The 19,739-nt window shown below is 68.1% G+C and carries 16 protein-coding genes and 1 pseudogene; 11 read left to right on the forward strand and 6 right to left on the reverse strand.

What is annotated here, in order from left to right:
* Position 1: 1 nt before the first annotated feature.
* From Q0A27_RS03385 to Q0A27_RS03395, 3 genes and pseudogenes are all read left to right on the forward strand, one after another.
* Positions 2–994 (forward strand): annotated as a pseudogene (locus tag Q0A27_RS03385) (pirin family protein); the annotation flags it as partial.
* A gap of 33 nt (positions 995–1,027) precedes the next feature.
* Positions 1,028–1,408 carry a GNAT family N-acetyltransferase gene (locus Q0A27_RS03390; protein ID WP_291473681.1) on the forward strand — a complete coding sequence of 127 codons (381 nt, stop codon included), beginning with the start codon at positions 1,028–1,030 and terminating at the stop codon, positions 1,406–1,408.
* Entirely contained in the window at positions 1,405–1,881 is a 477-nt protein-coding gene (locus Q0A27_RS03395; protein ID WP_291473666.1) for a carboxymuconolactone decarboxylase family protein, read from the forward strand. The genes Q0A27_RS03390 and Q0A27_RS03395 overlap by 4 nt, the downstream gene beginning before the upstream one ends.
* A 170-nt stretch (positions 1,882–2,051) precedes the next feature.
* On the opposite strand, the gene Q0A27_RS03400 is transcribed toward Q0A27_RS03395, so the two are convergent.
* Entirely contained in the window at positions 2,052–3,638 is a 1,587-nt protein-coding gene (locus Q0A27_RS03400; RefSeq protein ID WP_291473667.1) for a PucR family transcriptional regulator, read from the reverse strand.
* A 97-nt stretch (positions 3,639–3,735) separates the two neighbouring features.
* Here Q0A27_RS03400 and Q0A27_RS03405 point away from each other — a divergent pair, with 97 nt between their 5' ends.
* A complete protein-coding gene (locus Q0A27_RS03405; RefSeq protein WP_291473668.1) occupies positions 3,736–5,238 on the forward strand; it encodes a CoA-acylating methylmalonate-semialdehyde dehydrogenase in 1,503 nt (500 codons plus the stop codon).
* A gap of 25 nt (positions 5,239–5,263) precedes the next feature.
* Complete coding sequence (locus tag Q0A27_RS03410; protein WP_291473669.1) at positions 5,264–6,646, forward strand: aspartate aminotransferase family protein; 1,383 nt, start codon at positions 5,264–5,266, stop codon at positions 6,644–6,646.
* Positions 6,647–6,660: 14 nt separating this feature from the next.
* Here Q0A27_RS03410 and Q0A27_RS03415 read toward each other — a convergent pair whose 3' ends face one another.
* Positions 6,661–8,166 carry a lipase maturation factor family protein gene (locus tag Q0A27_RS03415; protein WP_291473670.1) on the reverse strand — a complete coding sequence of 502 codons (1,506 nt, stop codon included), beginning with the start codon at positions 8,164–8,166 and terminating at the stop codon, positions 6,661–6,663.
* Between the two features lie 110 nt (positions 8,167–8,276).
* Between Q0A27_RS03415 and Q0A27_RS03420 the strand changes: the two genes are divergently transcribed.
* Both Q0A27_RS03420 and Q0A27_RS03425 read left to right on the forward strand, forming a co-directional pair.
* Complete coding sequence (locus Q0A27_RS03420) at positions 8,277–9,134, forward strand: MetQ/NlpA family ABC transporter substrate-binding protein (protein ID WP_291473671.1); 858 nt, start codon at positions 8,277–8,279, stop codon at positions 9,132–9,134.
* Positions 9,131–10,501, forward strand: a complete 1,371-nt coding sequence (locus Q0A27_RS03425) for a M20/M25/M40 family metallo-hydrolase (protein ID WP_291473672.1) — start codon at positions 9,131–9,133, stop codon at positions 10,499–10,501. Before Q0A27_RS03420 ends, Q0A27_RS03425 begins: the two co-directional genes overlap by 4 nt.
* Before the next feature lie 87 nt (positions 10,502–10,588).
* Here Q0A27_RS03425 and Q0A27_RS03430 read toward each other — a convergent pair whose 3' ends face one another.
* Positions 10,589–11,452: a sulfurtransferase gene (locus Q0A27_RS03430; RefSeq protein WP_291473673.1), complete on the reverse strand. Its 864-nt coding sequence runs from the start codon at positions 11,450–11,452 to the stop codon at positions 10,589–10,591.
* A gap of 83 nt (positions 11,453–11,535) precedes the next feature.
* On the opposite strand from Q0A27_RS03430, the gene Q0A27_RS03435 reads away from it, so the two are divergent.
* From Q0A27_RS03435 to Q0A27_RS03450, 4 genes are all read left to right on the forward strand, one after another.
* Positions 11,536–12,294, forward strand: coding sequence for a DUF1684 domain-containing protein (locus Q0A27_RS03435; protein ID WP_291473674.1), 759 nt, complete (start codon positions 11,536–11,538; stop codon positions 12,292–12,294).
* A gap of 19 nt (positions 12,295–12,313) precedes the next feature.
* Positions 12,314–13,300: a nucleoside hydrolase gene (locus Q0A27_RS03440; RefSeq protein ID WP_291473675.1), complete on the forward strand. Its 987-nt coding sequence runs from the start codon at positions 12,314–12,316 to the stop codon at positions 13,298–13,300.
* A 144-nt stretch (positions 13,301–13,444) separates the two neighbouring features.
* Entirely contained in the window at positions 13,445–14,536 is a 1,092-nt protein-coding gene (locus tag Q0A27_RS03445) for a 2,3-butanediol dehydrogenase (protein ID WP_073884765.1), read from the forward strand.
* Between the two features lie 32 nt (positions 14,537–14,568).
* The gene (locus tag Q0A27_RS03450) at positions 14,569–15,765 is read left to right on the forward strand and encodes a benzoate/H(+) symporter BenE family transporter (RefSeq protein ID WP_291473676.1); all 1,197 of its coding nucleotides are present in this window, start codon (positions 14,569–14,571) and stop codon (positions 15,763–15,765) included.
* Here Q0A27_RS03450 and Q0A27_RS03455 read toward each other — a convergent pair.
* From Q0A27_RS03455 to Q0A27_RS03465, 3 genes are read right to left on the reverse strand one after another with little or no spacing between them, the layout of a single operon-like run.
* The gene (locus Q0A27_RS03455; RefSeq protein WP_291473677.1) at positions 15,737–17,383 is read right to left on the reverse strand and encodes an ABC-ATPase domain-containing protein; all 1,647 of its coding nucleotides are present in this window, start codon (positions 17,381–17,383) and stop codon (positions 15,737–15,739) included. The two genes, Q0A27_RS03450 and Q0A27_RS03455, sit on opposite strands and share 29 nt — an antisense overlap.
* 11 nt (positions 17,384–17,394) lie before the next feature.
* Entirely contained in the window at positions 17,395–18,480 is a 1,086-nt protein-coding gene (locus Q0A27_RS03460; RefSeq protein ID WP_291473678.1) for an LLM class flavin-dependent oxidoreductase, read from the reverse strand.
* 45 nt (positions 18,481–18,525) lie between these two features.
* On the reverse strand, positions 18,526–19,440 hold the full coding sequence (locus Q0A27_RS03465) for a nitroreductase family protein (protein WP_367273303.1): 915 nt from the start codon (positions 19,438–19,440) through the stop codon (positions 18,526–18,528).
* Positions 19,441–19,739: the final 299 nt, after the last annotated feature.

Consider the following 19,739-nt stretch of genomic DNA (forward strand, 5'->3'; position numbering starts at 1 on the left):
GATGTCCGTCAACGATCACGATCCTGTCCCGGTCGTCTGCGCCGCCGGCGACCCGCATGTCACGGTGGAACTGATCACCGCGCGCGACGTCCCGCTCGGCGGGGTGCGTTCCATGACAGTGCACCGCACGCTGCCGCAACGTCGACGCAGTCTCATCGGGGCCTGGTGCTTCATCGACCACTTCGGTCCCGACCGGGTCGTCCGGACCGGCGGCATGGACGTCGCCCCGCACCCGCACACCGGGCTCCAGACCGTGACCTGGCTTTTCGCCGGGAGCATCCATCACAATGACTCCGGTGGGGTACAGGCTCCGGTCCGTCCCGGCGAGGTCAACTTCATGACCGCCGGTGCCGGGATCTGCCACTCCGAGGTCTCCACCGACGGCACCGACATTCTCCACGGCGTCCAACTGTGGACCGCTCTGCCGGAGACCGCCCGCCACGGAGCCCGACGCTTCGACCATCACGCCCCGGACACGGTGCCCTTCGACGGTGGGGAGGCCCTCGTCTTCGTCGGCTCCCTCCTCGGTGAGACATCACCGGTACACACCTTCACACCGCTCGTCGGTGCGGAGATCCGCCTGACGCCGGGAGCATCCCTCGATCTGCCGGTCGACCCGGACTTCGAGCACGGCGTCCTCGTGGACACCGGCACCGTCACCGTCGAGGGCGTGACCGTGGAACGCACCGAACTGGCCTACACCGGCACCGGCGCCGCTGTCCTGCGGCTGCGCAACGGGGATACGCCGGCCCGGCTCATCCTGCTCGGTGGTACGCCGTTCCCCGAGCAGGTGGTGATGTGGTGGAACTTCGTCGGTCGGGACGACGCCGAGATCCGCCGGTTCCAGGCCGAGTGGAACTCCCACGGTGACCGCTTCGGTGAGGTCACCGGGTATGTCGGCCATGACCCGGACGGTCCAGACCGGTTGCCCGCCCCCGATGTGCCGGCAGTCATGCTGCGCGCCAGGTCCAACCCCGCCCCCGTCGCCCGTCCCGGTGACGACCCCTATCGGCCGAAGGAGGCCACCATGTCCGTCCCCACCCGGGCCACCGACCGTTCCGGACACCCTGTCGAGATCCGTCTGACCCCGGGCGGCACCGCCTACGGGCTGTGGATCCCCGGTGAGGACTCCCCGGCCGGCCTCACCCACTTCCTCGACCGGGAGGAGGACGGCATCCCCGCCCGTGTCTTCTTCCATACCGTCGTCGGCGACGACTACGCCGGACGCGGGTTGGCCGGCATTCTCGTGGATCACGCCCTGGCAGACACCCGCGACGCCGGGCGGACAGTCGTCGCGGTGTGTCCCTACGTCCACTCCTGGATCGACAAGCACGGCTGGGACGGGCCGCACCGTGAACCCGACGCCGCAGACATCGCCGCCGTCGAGGAGGACGGAGATCACGCATGAGCCAACGTCCCTATATCGACAAGACCCAGCCCGCCGTCTACCGGGCCCTGAACAACACGACCCGAGTCGCCAAGGAGGCCTACGAGGCCGCCGGGCTGTCACCGGCGCTCATCGAACTGGTGGATGTGCGGGTCTCCCAGATCAACGGCTGCCCGACCTGCCTGTCCATCCACGTTCCGGGCGCGCGCAAAGCCGGGGTGGAGCAGCGGATGCTGGACCTGCTTCCCAGTTGGCGGCAGGACAGCTCAGGATTCTTCTCTGATCAGCAGCGTGCCGCTCTGGCCCTGGCCGAAGCACTCACCGAACCGCAACCCGGGTCCGGACGCACTACTCCGGAGGACGCCGTGGAGGCTGCACTGGCTGTGCTCACCGCCGAGCAGGTCGCGGCGCTGGAGTGGGCGGTGGTGCTCATCAACGCCTACAACCGGGTCTCCATCGGTTCCGGGCACCCGCCGCAGCCGACGCGGGGGTAAGTGGAGGCAGGGCGGCCGGGGCCGTCGGAGGTTAGCCAGGGTCCGCCATCGTGCAGCACATCTGCGTCAGGCACGAATCCGGCATTCTGTGCCACAGAGGTCCACATTCCTGCCTGACGCAGATCTGAAGCTCCTGGATGGGGCTGCGGAGGTGGTAGAGTCCCGTCAACTCACCGCACCCGCACCGCCAGGCTCAGCGCGAACTGCACCTCGCCGTCACCCAGATTCATGTCCAGCAGCCGTTCGATCGTGGCGATCCGCGCATAGAGCGAGGTTCGCGACAGGTGCAGTGCCGTCGCCGCCGCAGACCGGGACGCCGGATGCTCCAGCACCACCCGCAGTGTCTCCACGAGGTCCCCGCCGTGCCGCGCATCATGGTCGACCAGTGGTCCCAGCAGCCACCGGGAGAAGTCCCGGACATGCACATCGGCGCTCAACGAATCCACGAGAGTCGAGACCGGCGTCCCTCCGATGACTGTGACGCCGGGCTCTGCCTCCGTCACCCGGGACAGCGCCCGCAGCGCACGGGCCAGGTCGCTGGCGTCCCGCCGCACCGGGGAGAGCAGCACCGACGCCTCCGGCCAACCCGTCAGCGACTTCAGCATCGACAGCGGGTCGCCGCCGACAGGCGCCGAGACCACCGCCCAGATCCGGTCGGCCGGATCACCCGATGCCTCGCTGTCATGGACTTCGCCCGGAGCGGCCAGCACATCCCAGCCGGTCCGGTCCGCGATCCGGCGCACGGCCACAGCATCCATATCAGCACCACCACCCCGCACCTCCACTGCAATGAGTGAGCGGTTGCGCGTCCGGAACCCGGACGCCGCCAGCACCTCCGCCAGCCCGTCGGTGGTGGTGTACAGGTTGCCGGTCAGCCGGTCCATCGCCGCGCGGTGCAGCAGGTCCTCCCAGGTGAACGGGCGTGACGCACCGAGCCGCTCGACCGCCAACGCCATGGCCGCCTGCCGCAGCACATGCGCTGTCCCCGCCACCGGCGACGGATCACCGAGCACGATGAGCCGACCCCAGTGCGTCCCACGGGCCATGACATCCACACACCAGCCCGCGGCATCCGGCAACGCCACCGGCTCGGCCACCATCCCGACCCGGCCGACCGCCGCCGACCAGCGCGTCGAGCGGGACGCCCAGTTGTCCAGCAGTGACGACGGCAGCTCCAGGCCCACCGCGTAGTACACGACCCGGTGCGCCGGATCCTCCAGCACCACCGCCGCACCGAGCAGCCGGGCAGCCTGGAGGATGAGTTGCTGCGGGGGAGCGCCGTCGACGATCATCGCGGTGAACGTCTCGGCGACCTCGCGCATCGCCTCTACCCGGGCGATCTCCCGACCCAGCAGTGTGGAGTGCACCTGCTCGGAGACATCGATGAAGCGGATCTCCGACCCTGTGGTGATCAGCGGCAGCCCGGTCCGACGGCACTCCGCCACGACCTCCGCCGGCACCTCGGACCAGTACTGGCCGATCTCCAGCACCAGGGCCGCGGCACCGGCGTCGTGGAAGGAGCGCACCAGGGCGCGCCGGGACGCGGCGTCCGCACCCCAGCCGGACCCCGTGGCCAGCAGCAGCTCGCCGCCGCGGAGCAGGTGACCGGCGCGGGCGGATTCGGCGACATGCACCCAACGCACCGGCCGGTCGAGCTGGTCTCCGCCGACGCGGACGCGCACCGCGGTGTTCCGGAACGCGGGCAGCGCGAGCGTCTCCTGCACGGTCAGCGTGTGCTTGACAGTCTGTTCAGTCACAGGCTCAGACTGCCACAGACCGCCGATGTGCCGCCGGTTTCGCCACCGTAATGTCCGAGGGGACAGCACGGCGAAACCACGACTCACAGGAGCTGAGATGACCAGCACCCTCAATGACATCGAGACCCTCCACCACCTCATCGGCGGCGAGGCGATCAGCACCGCGAACCGCACCGGAGAGGTGTACAACCCGGCCACCGGTGAGCAGACCGGCACCCTTCCCTTCGCCGACGCCACCACCCTCGGACACGCCGTCGACGTCGCAGCCGCAGCCCTGCCCGGCTGGCGTGCGACCGGCATGGCCAAGCGCGCGAACATCATGTTCAGCCTCCGCCAGATCATCGTCGCCCGCCGCGCCGAACTCGCCGCCATCGTCACCGCCGAACACGGCAAGGTCCTCGACGACGCCGACGGCGAGATCACCCGCGGCCTGGAGAACGTCGAATTCTGCGCCGGCCTGGTCCACCACATGAAAGGCGAATCCCTCGAGCAGGCGTCCACCGGCGTCGACGTGTCCCAGATCCGCCAGCCCGTCGGTGTCGTCGCCTGCGTGACCCCGTTCAACTTCCCGGTCATGGTGCCGCTGTGGATGGTCACCACCGCCATCGCCGCCGGTAACACCGTCATCCTCAAGCCTTCGGAGAAGGTTCCCTCCGCCGTGCTCTGGCTCGCCGAGGCCTTCCGCGAGGCCGGCCTGCCTGATGGTGTGCTCAATGTCGTCCACGGCGACAAGGACACCGTCGACGCCATCCTCGACGAGCCGCGCATCAAGGCTGTCTCCTTCGTCGGCTCCACCCCGATCGCCAGGTCGATCTACACCCGTGCCGCGGCCAACGGCAAGCGCGTCCAGGCCCTCGGCGGGGCGAAGAACCACATGGTCGTCATGCCCGACGCCGATCTCGATGCCGCCGCGGATGCGGCGATCTCCGCCGGATACGGTGCCGCCGGTGAACGCTGCATGGCCGTCTCGGTCGTCGTCACCGTCGGTGACATCGCCGACGATCTCGTCGCCCGTATCAGACAGCGCATCAAGGACGTCAAGGTCTGCGACGGCACCACCCCGGGTGCGGACATGGGCCCGGTGATCACCGCCGCGTCCAAGCAGCGCATCGAGGGTTTCGTCGCCGGTGCTGCCGCCGAGGGTGCGACCGTCGTCGTCGACGGCCGGGACCATGACATGCCCACCACCGGCTTCTTCACCGGCCCGACCCTGGTCGACAACGTGAAGCCCGGCATGGCGGTCTACGACGAGGAGATCTTCGGACCGGTCCTGTCAGTCGTGCGCGTCGACACCTACGACCAGGCGGTCGAGCTGATCAACAACTGCCGCTACGCCAACGGCACCGCCGTGTTCACCCGCGACGGACGTACCGCCCGGTCCTTCAAGTTCGACATCGAGGTCGGCATGGTCGGCATCAACGTGCCGATCCCGGTGCCGATCGGGTCGTTCTCCTTCGGTGGTTGGAAGGACTCCCTGTTCGGTGACACGCACATGTACGGCCCGGAGTCATTCAACTTCTACACCCGCCGCAAGGTCGTCACCGAACGCTGGCCGCTACCGTCCGAGTCCCAGATCACCATGGGCTTCCCCACCAACTAGCTACCCCACCGGAAAAGGCACAGTCATGACCACCACTGCACAGGCATCCGACAGCTACTTCCCTGCCCGCCCGTCGACCGACGCCGGGATCCGCGATCTCGACCACGCCCACGTCTTCCACTCCTGGTCCGCCCAGGACGAGATCAACCCGCTGCCCGTCGCGTCCGGCTCCGGGGCGTCCTTCGCCGACTACGAAGGCAAGGAGTACCTCGACTTCGGCTCACAGCTCGTCTACGCCAACCTCGGTCATAGCCACCCGAGGCTCATCCAGGCGATCAAGGACCAGGCGGACACCCTGCCGACCATCGCCCCCGGCTTCGCCAATGACGCCCGCTCCCAGCTCGCCGCGATGATCTCCCAGGTCGCCCCCGGCAACCTCAACCACGTTTTCTTCACCAACGGTGGGGCGGACGCCAACGAGAACGCCGTGCGTATGGCCCGCGCGTTCACGGGCCGGCCGAAGGTGATGAGCGCCTACCGCTCGTACCACGGTGCGACCTCCACGGCGATCAGTCTCACCGGTGACCCGCGTCGTTGGTCGAATGAGCCGGGCGACGGCTCTGTCGTCCACTTCTTCGGTCCCTACCTGTACCGCTCGATATGGCAGGCCGAGACCGCCGAGGAGGAGACCGCCGCGGCACTGCGCTCCCTGGAGCAGCAGATCATCCTGGAGGGCGCGGGCACCATCGCCGCGATCGTCCTGGAATCCGTCGTCGGGACGAACGGCATCCTCGTCCCGCCGCCCGGCTTCCTCGCCGGCGTGCGCCAGCTGTGCACGAAGTACGGCATCCTCTACATCGCCGACGAGGTCATGGCAGGTTTCGGACGCACCGGCCAGTGGTTCGCGGTGAACAACTGGGACATCGAGCCGGACCTCATCACCTTCGCCAAGGGCGTGAACTCCGGCTATGTGCCGCTGGGCGGCGTCGTCATCTCCGACGAGATCCGCGAGTTCTACGCCCACCGCTCCTTCGGCGGCGGCCTGACCTATTCCGGTCACCCCCTGGCGTGTGCTGTGGCGGTCGAGTCGATGAAGACCTTCGTCGACGAGGGCATTCTCGAGCGCACCCGCGATCTGGGCGAGCGTGTCGTCAGGCCCCGCCTGGAGGCTATGAAGGAGAAGCACGCGGTCGTCGGTGACGTACGTGGTCTCGGCCTGTTCTGGGCCATCGAGCTGGTGAAGGACGGGGAGACGCGCGAACCGTTGGTCCCGTTCAACGCCGCCGGAGCCGACAACGCCCCGATGGCGGAGTTCACGGAGCTCTGTCAGGCCGGGGGCGTGTGGCCGTGGACCCACTTCAACGGCGTCCACGTCGGCCCGCCGCTGGTCATCTCCGAGGAGGACCTGGTCCGCGGCCTCGAAGTCATCGACCGCGCGCTCGGCGAACTCGACAGGTACGCGCAGTAGAGCGCGTCGGCCGATCAACTGATCCGGTGCATCTGTTCCAGATCCACCGACGGGACCAGTTCGTAGCGACGGTCCCGTACCCAGAACGCGCCGGTCCTCCGGTGTTCGGCCCGGTCGGTGAAGCGGTAGCGGTACGAGATCACCCGCACGGCTGTGGGTGCCTGGCCGTCGAGGGGGTCGGACGCCAGCAGTCGCAGCGTCGGTGCGTCCGCCTCGAGCAGGCGGCGCAGCAGGACGGCGAACCAGCCGTCGAGCCGGTCTCCCAGGGGCAGGAACCACATCATCCAGTCCAACCGCAGGTGGTAGGGCGCGAACTGACCGGGACGCCGCATCACGTCGCCCGGTTTGCCGCGGAACTGGTACTCGGCCCAGTCCTCCTCGGACGGATTCTCGGCCAGCGTCCCCTCGATGACGTACTCCGTGCGGGTCCTCGTCACCGTCCCGAAGGCACCGTAGGCGTTGCCGAGACCCCACCGGTTGAAGGCGCCGTTCATCACCTGGTTCCGGGAGAAGAGATTGCGCGCCGCCGGCCAGTTCAGCGTCAGGTAACCGACGGCGACGGCGGTGGTGAGGATCATCCACCACAGCGGCAGCTCGGCGTCCTCCACGGAACTGGAACCGGAACTGGAACCGGAACTGGAACCGGACGCAAAGATCCCCACGGCGGCGAAGGCGAGTATGATCGTCGCCCAGTTCAGCCAGGCGAAGTTGCCGGTCAGCACCAGCCAGAGCTGCGTCACCACCATGATGCCTGCCGCGACCGCTCCGACAATCAGCGGCCAGGAATCCTCCGTGAACAGTGAGAGCACCGGAACGAACAGCAGCCAGGTCACGCCCAACTGGGTGACGTGGTTTCCGATGACCTCGCCCCTGTGGAACCAGCGGGGCAGCAGATGTGCGGTCCGGCTGAAGGGACCGGGCATCGGCTGGGTCTCGTGGTGGTAGGTCAGGGCGGTGAGGTCACGCCACTCGCGTCCGCCCCGGATCTTGATCATCCCGGCACCGAACTCCAGCCGGAACAGCAGCCACCAGAACAGTACGAGTATCACCGTCGGCGGCGGCTGCGAGGTCGAGCCGAGGAAGGCGGCGAGGAATCCTGCCTCGCACAGCAGCATCTCCCAGCCGAAGCCGTAGAAGCGCTGGCCGATCGCGGTGACGGACATGTAGCCGCCCCACATCGCCAGGAAGCACAGCATCGGCACCCACGGTGGGCCGGCCTGGGGGAGTCCGGCGATGAGCAGGACCGCGAGGACGCAGCCTGTCGCACACAGGGCGACAAGGCGCCGGTCGGTGTATCTGACCAGGCTGAACACGGTGGGGCGCAGTGCTTTCTTCCCGCTGTGTTCCCGGAGCCGGCGCATCTTGTCGAGGAACGCCGGGGCGGGCAGCAGACCGTGCTCGCCTGCCAGCGGTCGGAACTGGAGGAGCGTGGAGAGGAATCCTATGAGGTAGAGCGCCGCGATGCCCCGCTGGAGGACCTCACGGGCGACCCCGAAGTCCACGGCAGCGAACCCGTTCATGGTCACCAGGGTAGGCGTGGTTCCTTCCCGGTACCCCCACCGTCACCAAAACAGACTGCTTGGTCTAGTCTGAGATGACTGACGGCGCTTTCCCATGACAGGAGAATTCCATGCACACTTCCCGCATCATCCGCACCCTCGGCGCGACGACCCTCGTCGCCGGCCTGGCTTTCGGTCTCTCGGCCTGCGCCGACGACGGTGACGGCGGCGACGACCAGACCATCCGCGTCGCCGCGTCCCCCGGGCCCTACACCGACCTCTTCCGTGACGGGGTCGCCCCGATTCTCGAGGACGAGGGCTACACCGTGGAGTTCAAGGACTACACCGAACTGCAGCAGGCGAATATCGCCCTGCAGGAGGGGAGTGCGGACCTTAACGTCGACCAGCACACCGCCTACATGGAGGCGTTCAACCGGGATTCCGGGGCTGACCTGGCGTCCCTCACGGAGATTCCCACCGTGCCGGCCGGGCTGTTCTCCTCGAAGCACACCGGTCTGGATGACGTGAAGGACGGTCAGACCGTCTCCATCCCGGACGATTCCTCCAACACCTCCCGCGCCTACCGCATCCTCGTGCAGGCCGGCTGGCTGACGCTGAAGCCCGGCACCGACGACACGCAGATCACCGGACAGGACATCGCCGAGAACCCGCACAACCTCAAGATCAACACGGTGGATTCGTCGATCATCCCGCGTGCCCTCGACGACGTCGACTGGGCGGTCATCCCCGGTTCCCGTTCCTATGCCGCCGGCACCGACCCGAAGCTGCAGGTCCTGCAGGAGGAACTGCTGCCGGAGCTCGTGCTTGTCGCCGTCACCCAGTCCGACCAGGTCGACTCCGGCTGGGCGCAGGCCGTGATCGACGCCTACCACTCCGACGAGTTCGCCGACTTCCTCGCCGAGGAGAACAAGGACGGCTACTGGTTCGTGCCGGAGGCCGACGATGCTGAAGAGCAGGACGCCGCGTGACCCTCTTCGATGATTCCGTGACCCTGCTGCAGACCCTGGTCCGCAACGCCTGCGTCAACGACCTCACGCCGGATTCGGGCCAGGAGGTGCGCAACGCCGACAGCCTGGAGGAGTTCTTCGCCGCGGAGATCGCCGCAGGCCGAGACTCCGGTGCGGTGACCGTGCAGCGGCTCGAGCCACGCCCCGGTCGCACCAGCATCATCGTCACTGTGCCCGGCTCCGACCCGTCCGCGGAGCCGCTGACCTTCCTCGGGCACACCGACGTCGTTCCGGTGGACGCCGCCCAGTGGACCCGCGACCCCTTCGGTGCCGAGATCGAGGGGTCCGGTGAGGACGCCCGGATCTACGGTCGCGGCACGATCGACATGCTCGGTCTCACCGCTCCGATGGCCGTGGTGACCCGTGAGGTCGCCCGCGAGGCGCTGGCCGGGCGTCCTCCCCGCGGGACGCTGACCTTCGTCGGTGTCGCCGATGAGGAGGCCCGCGGTGGATTCGGCGCGAAGTGGCTCTCCACCGAGCACCCGGAGGTGCTCGACTGGCGCAACTGCATCTCCGAGACCGGTGGCTCGCACCTGCCCGTCGCCGACGGGTCGGACGCCGTGATCGTCACCGTAGGGGAGAAGGGTGCGGCACAGCGTCGCCTGTACGTCACCGGCGAGCCCGGCCACGGATCCCAGCCGTGGGGCCGCGATCTCACCGTCGCCCGGATCGCCGAGGTCGCCCGCCGCATCGCCGTGATCACCCCGGCGGTGTCGCAGGATCCGCTGTGGTCAGGGTTCGTCAATTCCTTCCGGTTCTCCCCGGAGATCCAGGACGCGCTGGTCACCGCCCCGGTGGAGGACGACTACCTCGCCTTCGCCGACCTGGCCCGCTACGCCCACGCGGTCTCCCACCTCACGGTCTCGCCCACGGTGCTCTCTGCGGGCAAGGCGATCAATGTGCTGCCGAGTTCGGCGTACCTGGAGCTGGACATCCGTACGCTGCCGGGGCAGACCGACGACGACGTGGACGCCGAGCTGCGCCGTGCGCTGGGAGACCTCGCCGACGAGGTCGGGTTCGAGCGGCTGCTCTGCGAGCCTGCCGAGGTCAGTGCGGTGGACACCCCGCTGTACAGCGCGATCACGGAGACGATCGGGGAGTTCTTCCCGGACGCCGCAGTCGTCCCGGTGCTCTCGGCCGGTGGAACGGACCTGCGCTTCGCCCGTCGACTCGGGGGAGTGGGCTACGGATTCGCACTGAACGCCCGTGAGCGGTCGCTGGCGGACATCAACGCCGAACTGCACAGCCATGACGAGCACCTCTACCTCGAGGACCTGCGGTTGACGGTTGAGGCCTACCGGTCGCTGGTCGCGCGGTTCGTGGGGTAGGTGTCCACCCGTTTCCTCGGGAGTTTGCGCCGACACATCACCAACTCTGTGCCACAGATGGGGCGAAAAGTCGGCGCAAACTCGCGGTCAGTCCATCCCGGTGTGACTAGCGGACCTGTCCACGAGGTCCTGCGACCACTGGGACCAGGAACCGGGGAACAGCGCCAGGTTGATGCCGACAGAGTCCGCTGCGGCGACGAGGACCGCGGCCGAGACCCCGGAGCCGCAGTAGGCCCCGGAGACCGGGTCACCGTCACCTTCCGCAACACCCACACCGGCGAAGACCTCGCGTAACTGATCCGCCGGCAGGAACCGGCCCTCCTCGTCGAGTACCGCGGTCGAGGGGAGGTTCGCAGCACCGGGGATGTGCCCGGCCACCGGGTCGATCGGCTCGGTCTCCCCGCGGTATCGCTCCGGTGCCCGGGCGTCGAGCAGGACGCCGAGTCCCCCGGTGTGTGCGGCCTGTTCCTCGGTCAGTACGCGACGGGCGCCGTCGTACAGGTCATCACGGGTGACGGTGACATCACCCGGGGTCGGCGTCCTCCCCGTACCTGTCTCGCTCTCGCCGCCGTCGGCCTGCCAGGCGGCCCACCCGCCGTCGAGGACCCGTACATCACTCACTCCTGCGGCGGTGAGTGTCCACCAGGCACGCGAGGACCCGGCGGCCTGGGCGTCGTCGTAGACCACGACCGTGTCGCCGTCACAGACGCCGAGGCTGCGCAGCGACTCCTGCAGTGCAGAACCGGTCGGCAGGGGGTGGCGTCCCAGCCCGGTGCGGGAATGGTCGCTGAGCTGGGAGTCCAGGTCAACGTACTGCGCTCCGGGGATGTGACCGGCGGCGAAGGCGTCCTGTCCGTCGGGGTGGGCGAGCGCCCACCGGACATCGAGGACGCGGACCGGAGCCTCGGTGGTGAGCAGGTCGCGCAGGGCAGTGGCGGTAATGAGAGTCATGGTCTCCTGTGTACCGCAGTTCCGACGGGCTCACGGTGAACGCATCACTGGCGTCCCGTGCACGACCGGGGCAGGGTAGGGCCATGACACACCCAGATACCGCAGCAGGCACAACCACGCTCACCGACATCAGGCCTCTCACCGCCGACCAGCAGGAATTCGCGGCGCTCACCGGCACCCACTGGATCCGGGTGTCCTCCCCGTCAGACGCCGTCACCGTCCCCGGAGCCCCCGGAACCTGGTACACCGCTGACGGTGCTGTCATCGGGACCGGGCTCCCGGACAACCCGCAGGGACAGGTCCGGCTTGCCCCCGGTGACCGCATCGTCGACGGTGGGCGCGTCCTCGCTGGACATGCCCGCGCCGGGGTCGCTGCGTTGCGCACCTTCGACCGCGACTCGGACGGCGCCTGTTCCGTGACCGGGGTCGAGGTCTTCGGGCAGGATGACGCCTGGGTCGTCGATGCGGAGTTCACCGCGGACCCGCAGACAGTCACCGTCATCAGCGCTGACGGCGTGGAGGGGCCCGGAGAGGTCGTCGGCTGGTTGAGCTTCTCCGTTCCCGGTGACGCGCCGGGGGAGTCACACCGCCTGCAGGTCACGGAGCAGAACGGTGACTACTTCGTCTCCTTCGGGGACGCCGGGGCGCAGGCCGGCACCCATCCCTTCCGATTCCTCAACGTGCCGGCCGCAGACCCGGACGGCCACACCACCATCGACTTCAATGCCGCCCGGCTGCCGGCTTTCGCCTTCTCCGACGCGTACCTGTGCCCGTTGCCGTCGGCGGTGAACGTTCTCGATGTCGCCGTCCCGGCCGGGGAGAAGCGGGTGGTCAGGAGGTGAGGTCAGTAGACTCCCGGGAATGACCGAGACTCTCCACCCCGTCTACCTCGACTGCGACACCGGTATCGACGACGCCCTCGCCCTCGGGCACCTGCTGGCGTCCCCGAACGCGGAGCTCGTCGGCGTCGGCACCGTCCACGGCAACATCGACGCCGCCGGTGCCGCCGAGAACACGCTGCGCCTGCTGACCCTGGCCGGACGTTCCGGCGACAACGCCGTCCCCGTCGCGGTCGGAGCGGGGAAACCGCTGGTGGGGGAGTTCTCCGGCGGGGCGGTCGCGGTGCACGGCGACGACGGCATCGGTGGCGTCCGCGCATCCCTGCCGGAAGTGGACGCCGCCCCGGACACTGAGGACACAGAGGACGCCATGGACCTCCTGGTCCGGCTGTCCCATGAGTACGCCGGCGAACTGCAGATCCTCGCCATCGGCCCGCTGACCAACCTGGCCCACGCGCTTGTCCGGGATCCGACGCTGGTCGACCGCATCGCCGGGGTGACCGTCATGGGTGGAGCGGCCCTGGTGCCGGGCAATGCCCGGCCCGCCGCAGAGGCGAATATCTGGCACGATCCGGAGGCCGCGCAGGCCACGGTCGCGGCGTCCTGGCCCGTGACCCTGGTGCCGCTGGACACGACGATGGAGCACACCCTCGACGAGACGTACCGGCGACGCCTCGCCGGGGCCGCCTCCCCGTATGCCCGGGCCTGCGGGGAAATGCTCGACGTGTACCTCAATTTCTACGAGACCGTGGTTCTCGGGCGCCGCGCCGCCGCCCTGCACGACCCGCTCGCCGCGGCGATCATGCTCGGCGAGGTGGAGCTGCTGGATGCCCCGCGGGTCCATGTCGAAGTCGACTGTACCGACGGTCCCTCGCGTGGCAGTACCGTCTGTGATCTGCGCAGTCAGCGCAAGGCGCCGGGGGATGTGCCCGGGGCGACCGTGCGCGTCGTGCTGGAGACCGCGCCGGGCTACGTGGATCTGCTCACCGAACTGCTGGAGAGTCTCTGACGCAACCCCCGGGGGGAGGTTTTGTGAGGGTCTACTTTCTCACAGTGCCTCTGTGACCGGGGAGGCCTACGATCGGTAAGTGTCAGCGGGAGGTTGGACCACAGTCCGCCCCGCGCGAAAAACACCGAGAACAGGGAGAACCCCATGAAGGCAGCACGCTACTACGGCAACCACGACATCCGCATCGAGGACATCGACCAGCAGACCCTGGAGCCCGGCACCGTCCGCATCGACGTCGCCTGGTGCGGCATCTGCGGTACCGACCTGCACGAGTACCTCGACGGCCCGATCTTCTGCCCGACCTGCGAGACCCCGCACCCGATCTCCGGGGAGACCGCCCCGGTCACTCTCGGCCACGAGTTCTCCGGCGTCATCTCCGAGGTCGGCGAGGGCGTCACCGACCTCAGTGTCGGCGACCACGTCGTCGTCGAGCCCTACATCATCCGCGATGACGTGGACACCTCCACCGACAACGACACCTACCATCTCTCCGAGGACATGAACTTCATCGGACTGGCAGGACGCGGTGGCGGACTCTCGGAGAACATCGTCGTGCGCCGTCGCTGGGTGCACAGGATCGACAACTCCCTCCCGCTCGACGAGGCCGCACTCATCGAGCCGCTGTCCGTCGGCTACCACGCCGTGAAGCGCTCCGGCATCACCGAGGAGAACGGCGCCGGCAAGGTCGCGCTGATCGGTGGCGCCGGTCCGATCGGCCTGCTCACCGCCGCCGTCCTGAACGCCATGGGCGTCACCGTCGTCATGTCCGAGTTGTCCCCGCTGCGCCGCCAGAAGGCCCTGGACTCCGGCGTCGCCGCCCACGCCTTCAGCCCCGCCGAGACCGATATCGTCGACGAGGTCAACAAGCTCACCGACGGCAAGGGTGCCGACGTCGCCTTCGAGTGCACCTCCGTCCAGGTCGTCCTCGACACGCTGATGGACGCGGTGCGCCCCACCGGTGTCATCGTCGTGGTCTCCATCTGGGGCCACAAGTCCGACTTCAACATGCACAAGCTCGTCATGAAGGAGATCGACCTGCGCGGCACCATCGGCTACGTCAACTCCCACCCGGACACCATCAAGCTGGTCGAATCCGGGAAGATCGACCTCAAGCCGTTCATCACCGGCAAGATCGGCCTCGACGGCCTGGTCGACGAGGGCTTCGACACCCTCATCAACCGCAACGAGACCGCCGTGAAGATCCTCGTCTCCCCTTCCGGTGAGGGGCTGGAGTAAGCACCCACCACGCGGAGTATCATGCGGGACCTGTGACATCTACTGGTCCCGCTCCCGCGTCATTGTCTGCGTCGGCAGGCATCATCACCGCACTGGTCGGTTTCACCGGTTCCTTTGTCGTCATCCTCACCGGTCTCCACGCCGTCGGTGCCACCGACGGACAGGCAGCCAGTGGCCTGCTGGGCCTGTGCCTCGTCGTCGGGGCGTCCACCCTGTGGCTCGCGCTGCGGCACCGTGTCCCGGTGACGACGGCCTGGTCCACCCCGGGCGGCGCAGTGCTCGGCACCGCCGGGGCGTCCGCCGAAGGGTTCGGGGACGCCGTCGGCGCGTTCATCGTCTGCGCCCTGCTGCTCGTGCTGTCCGGGCTGTGGCCCGCGCTCGGCAGGCTGGCGTCCTCCATTCCCACCCCGGTCGCCCAGGCGATGCTCGCCGGGGTGCTGCTACCGCTGTGCATGAAGGCGGTGACGGGGCTGGAGGATTCGCCGGGCGCGGTGATCCCCGTGCTTGTCGTGTGGCTGGTCGGCACCGTCCTCATCCCGCGATGGGCGGTGCCGCTGACCTTCCTCACCGCCGGCGTGGTCATCGCGGTCCACCTGCTCATCGATGACACCGCCTCCCTCGACACGTCCGCGATGGCCCCGCACCTGGAGTTCACCGCACCGACGTTCAGCCCCGGGGCGGTCGTCGGTATCGCGCTGCCACTGTACGTGGTGACCATGGCCTCGCAGAACCTTCCCGGCGTCGCGGTACTGAAGACCTTCGGCTACGAGACCCCGTGGAAGGACGCCCTGGTCACCACCGGTGTCGGTAGTCTGCTCGTCGCACCGGCCGGTGGTAGCGCGATCAACCTCGCGGCGATCTCCGCAGCCCTCTCCGCCGACCCGGCGACCGGGGTGGCCAAGGAGCTGCGCTGGCGCAATGCGGTGTGGAGCGGGTCGACCTACCTGGTGCTCGCGGTGTCCGCCGCGGCGATCGTGGCCCTGGCGGCGTCCGCCCCGGTCGGGCTGCTCGCCGCTGTCGCCGGTGTGGCGTTGCTGGGCGCTTTCGGTGGTGCGGTGCAGGGGGCGTGGTCGGACGAATCGCTGCGACTGCCCGCGATCATGACCTTTCTCGTCGCCGCCTCAGGCACGACGTTCTTCGGGATCGGGGCAGCGTTCTGGGCACTGGTCGCCGGCGTGGGAGTCGCCGGAGTGCAGCGGTTCAGCGCAGCCGGTTCACGGCGGCGGTGATCTCCTGGACCCTCGGCAGCGCCAGACTGCCGGTGGCCCGGGGAAGGATCTCCCAGCCCTCGTCGCGGATCCGGTCGCGCAGGGTCCGGGCCTTGTCGGCCAGCGTGCCGGGGGTCTTGTCGAGCAGGGGGAGCAGTGCGGCGATCGTGCGGGTCTGTGAGGTGTCGATGAGCTGGACGCAGGCTGACAGATCGATCTCGCCGTCGCCGTGCCTGATCGTGTCCCGCTCCTTCGCCTGCGGTGGCTTCCTGGTCTTGCCTACCCGGGGCGTGCGGTCTCCGGGCATCGGGAAGGAAGCGCTCTCCGCCACCGGTTCCGCCAGGTCACGGGCCTGTGTGGTGACATCTACCGGGTGGTAGGCGTCCAGCATGATGACCGTGTCCGCGACGTCGAGGAAAGCCCCGGACCCGCCGGTGACAAGCACCGTCGACACCCCGTGGTCGTGGTGGAGCGCCCGGACACGGTCCACCAGCGGAGTGATCGGCTCCTTGTCCGCGGGAACGAGGACGCGCATCCGGGCGTCGCGGACCAGGAAGTTCGTCGCCGAGGTGTCTTCGTCGATGAGCAGGCAGGACGCCCCGGCCTCGCACGCCTCGACCAGTCCAGCTGCCTGGGATGTCGAGCCGGAGGCGTTGGTGGTGGAGAAGCGGGTGGTGTCCGTGGCTTCCGTCTGCCCGGGCAGATCGTGGAGGAAGGCGGAGATGTCGACGTCGCGCACCGCCCGTCCGTCCTCGGCGCGCAGGGTGACGGCGTCGTCGACGGTGACACAGTGTTCGCGGCCGTCACCGGGAACGTGGTCGTAGACACCTCGTTCCAGGGCCTTGAGCACCGTGGATTTGCCGTGGTAGCCACCACCGACGATGAGGGTCACACCGGTGGGGATGCCGAGTCCGGTGATACTCCGACCCGACGGCAGGTCGATGGTCGTGCGCAGACTCGCCGGGGAGGTGAAGGGCACGGCGTCCTTCAGCGGATGCTGCGAGTCTCCGGAGATACGGGGCAGGACCGCGCCGTCGGCGAGGAAGCCGATGAGATTCCGGTCGGGGAGTACACTCCGGAGAAACTGCTGTTCACGCCAGATGTCGACGTTGCTGCGCAGGGGTTCGATCAGTTCCTCGGTGAGATCGAGCAGGGCGTCCCCGAGGACGTCCGGCAGGATACCGCAGAGCAGGTCAACCGCGGCACGACCGTTGATCCGGCGGCCGTGGGCCGGCAGGGCGGCCTGCAGGCGGATGCGGAGGATGTCGCCGTTCTGCACCGTGACAGCACTGCGGTCGAGGACCTCCTGGCCGGGGACGTCGATGCGCAGGTGACCGGCTGACTTGCCGCCGCGGGGATTACGCCGGTCGATGGCTTCCACCAGGCGTCGCAGGAGATGGTCGCGCACCGGGACAGGGTCAGCGAGAAGGTCCTCGGGGATGCCGGTGTAGCGCAGCGGAAGGTCGACACGCAGTGCCGACGGTGGGGCATAGGGATCAGCCTGGACGTGCTCGAGGGTGAGCTCCAGGTCATCCCGGGGATCACCGACCGGGAAGCGGCGGCCGGTGAGTTTCCGGTAGCTGCCGTACCCGGAACCGTCGAGGCCGGTGAGGACGCGGTCGAGTGGCTGTCCAGTCATGTATGCCGAGCCTACGCGGCAGGGATCCACCCGAGCTTCGGGGCGAGTCCACCGGCGATGTCGGTGAGGATCTGGGTGTAGTCGTCCGCCTCGAAGTCGAAGGGGAGAGCGAAAGCGACCTCTTCGACGGCGCGGAAGGCGGCCAGCTCGATGAGCTGCTCGGCGATCTCGTCGGAGCTGCCGATGAGGTCGGGGGCGGTGATCATCTTCTTCGGGCCGAACTGCCGGATGCGGCCGACGCCGACCGTTGCCCGGTGGTCGACATAGGCCTGGTAGCGGGCCTTCTGCTCGGCGGTGGCGTGGTCGGTGGGGATGACGACGAGGCCCTGGGAGATCCGCGGTGTCCCGCCGAGTACGTCGGAGTAGTGCTCGCGGTAGAGGTCGATCTGGTCGCGCTGGTTGACGTCGAAGTTGTCGCTGACCTCGGCGGAGATGACACTCGAGGTGAGGAAGTTGAGACCGTTCTCCGCGGTCCACTGTGTCGAGGAGCGCGAGCCGGAGCCGTACCAGAGGCGGTTGACCAGCCCCGGGGCGTGCGGCTGGACGACGTCCGAGAACTCTTCCGCGTTCTTCAGGGTCGGGAAATTACCGACGTGGTCGCCGCGGACGTTCTCGACGAGTCGGGAGACACGACGCTTGGAGAAGTCCTCGGTCTCGGCGGTGTCCGGGTAGAGGGCGTCCTTCCACCCGTCGAAGCGCATCGGGGTGCCGACGGAGACACCGGGGTTGAGGCGACCGCCGGTGAGCAGGTCGACGGTGGCCATGTCCTCGGCCAGTCGCAGCGGGTTCTCGGGGCCGAGCGGGGTGACGGCGGTGCCGAGGCTGATACGGCTGGTGCGCTGGGACGCGGCGGCGATGACGGTCATCGGTGAGGTGATGCCGTACTGCATGTGGCGGTTGCGCAGCCAGGCGCTGTCGAAACCGAGGTCCTCGCCGAGGCTGATCATGTCGAGGGTGGCGTTGATGCCGGTGACCGGGTCGGCGGGATCGAAGGTGCCGATGGTGAGGAAGCCGAGCTTCTTCAGCGGCAGGTTCGGGTCACTGTCCACGGTGAGAGAGGTGATGTGGGTGGTGTCCGGCCAGTCTGTGGTGTTCATGAAGGTGACTCTACGCCAATATAGTTGACATGTCATCTTTACCATTCAGCTGAGGTGGAACCCGGCTCTGACCAGGATGTCCCGGAGGAAGCGCCGTTTCGACTTTTCGGTCGCCTTCGCGCTCAACCGGTTGAGGAGCTGGTCGGACCACCGAGGGTGCGCGCCGTAACGGGAGTAGTAGGACGCCAGGGCACCGTTGTAGTACTCGAGCAGCTCCGTGGTGGCGGCGGGATCATCGTCGGGGTTCCGGTAGCGGTCCTCGTGGAGGAAAAGCTCCATCGGAAGCCGGGGCTTGATGCCGGCGTTCTCCGCCGGGTCCGCGTATCCGAGCTCGAGGGCGAGGAACGGGACCACGGTCTCCGGAATACCGAGAGCGTCGCGGACCTCGTCGATGTCATTGCGCAGGGAACCGAGGAAGACGGTGCCGAGCCCGAGGGACGCCGCGGCGAGGGCCGCATTCTGCGAGGCGATACCGATGTCGGCCGCGGCCATCATCGGCTCGTCCATGTAGTGCAGCGCGCCGAGATCGGTGGCGGGACGACCGGTCACACCGTGGCCGGCATCGATGGGCGGGGGAGTGCCCTCGGTGGTTGCATCCTGGTTCTCCTTGTCCGCGAGGAAACGGGCAAGGGAGAAGTCGATGAGCCAGACGAGAGTGACAGGTGCATCGACGATGTGCCTGGACATCTGCCGACCGACGGCGGCGAGACGCTCCTTGGTGCTCTGATCCCGCACCGCGATCACCGAGACGATCTGCTTGTTGGATGAACTTGGCGCGGACTGCGCGGCGGCGAGGATGGTGCGCAGCGTGGCATCGTCGACGTCGCGGGGTAACCACTGCCGGACAGAGCGGTGACTGACCATGCGATCAAGGGTGCTGTTCCAGGACGGGGGAGTGAAGGACGCCGCGTGCCCGTAGCGTTGGGCGAGAAGAGCCTGGATGTCTGTGCTGTCGGTCATGGTGACCATGGTGCCACAGGTGCTCTGACCTGGCGGTTTGTGGCGGCGCGGTGAGGTGTGTAGATTAATCCGGGTCGCCGAGAGCGACCGGGGGAACAAACCTGGTCAGCACCGGTGTGCGGATGTTGTTTGAGAACTCAATAGCGTGATGAATCAAGTTTTTGTCGCATGGTCGGCAGATGGTGACTTGGGTTGGTGCCGGCACGTGGGTGACTGCGTGTTAAATACTGAATCTCAGGTCTGTTCTGTCGGTTGTTGTGACCGGCGCATGGTTTCCCGGTCCCCCGATCGGGAGCATG

It is taken from the genome of Corynebacterium sp., assembly GCF_022712275.1.
In the GTDB taxonomy this organism is placed as follows: Bacteria; Actinomycetota; Actinomycetes; order Mycobacteriales; family Mycobacteriaceae; genus Corynebacterium.

Coding starts and splice junctions, on each gene's coding strand:
- Q0A27_RS03390 (WP_291473681.1), top strand. CDS start 1,028: ATGTCCGTCCCCACCCGGGCCACCGACCGTTCCGGACACCCTGTCGAG.
- Q0A27_RS03395 (WP_291473666.1), top strand. CDS start 1,405: ATGAGCCAACGTCCCTATATCGACAAGACCCAGCCCGCCGTCTACCGG.
- Q0A27_RS03405 (WP_291473668.1), top strand. CDS start 3,736: ATGACCAGCACCCTCAATGACATCGAGACCCTCCACCACCTCATCGGC.
- Q0A27_RS03410 (WP_291473669.1), top strand. CDS start 5,264: ATGACCACCACTGCACAGGCATCCGACAGCTACTTCCCTGCCCGCCCG.
- Q0A27_RS03415 (WP_291473670.1), bottom strand. CDS start 8,166: ATGAACGGGTTCGCTGCCGTGGACTTCGGGGTCGCCCGTGAGGTCCTC.
- Q0A27_RS03420 (WP_291473671.1), top strand. CDS start 8,277: ATGCACACTTCCCGCATCATCCGCACCCTCGGCGCGACGACCCTCGTC.
- Q0A27_RS03430 (WP_291473673.1), bottom strand. CDS start 11,452: ATGACTCTCATTACCGCCACTGCCCTGCGCGACCTGCTCACCACCGAG.
- Q0A27_RS03435 (WP_291473674.1), top strand. CDS start 11,536: ATGACACACCCAGATACCGCAGCAGGCACAACCACGCTCACCGACATC.
- Q0A27_RS03440 (WP_291473675.1), top strand. CDS start 12,314: ATGACCGAGACTCTCCACCCCGTCTACCTCGACTGCGACACCGGTATC.
- Q0A27_RS03445 (WP_073884765.1), top strand. CDS start 13,445: ATGAAGGCAGCACGCTACTACGGCAACCACGACATCCGCATCGAGGAC.
- Q0A27_RS03455 (WP_291473677.1), bottom strand. CDS start 17,383: ATGACTGGACAGCCACTCGACCGCGTCCTCACCGGCCTCGACGGTTCC.
- Q0A27_RS03460 (WP_291473678.1), bottom strand. CDS start 18,480: ATGAACACCACAGACTGGCCGGACACCACCCACATCACCTCTCTCACC.
- Q0A27_RS03465 (WP_367273303.1), bottom strand. CDS start 19,440: ATGACCGACAGCACAGACATCCAGGCTCTTCTCGCCCAACGCTACGGG.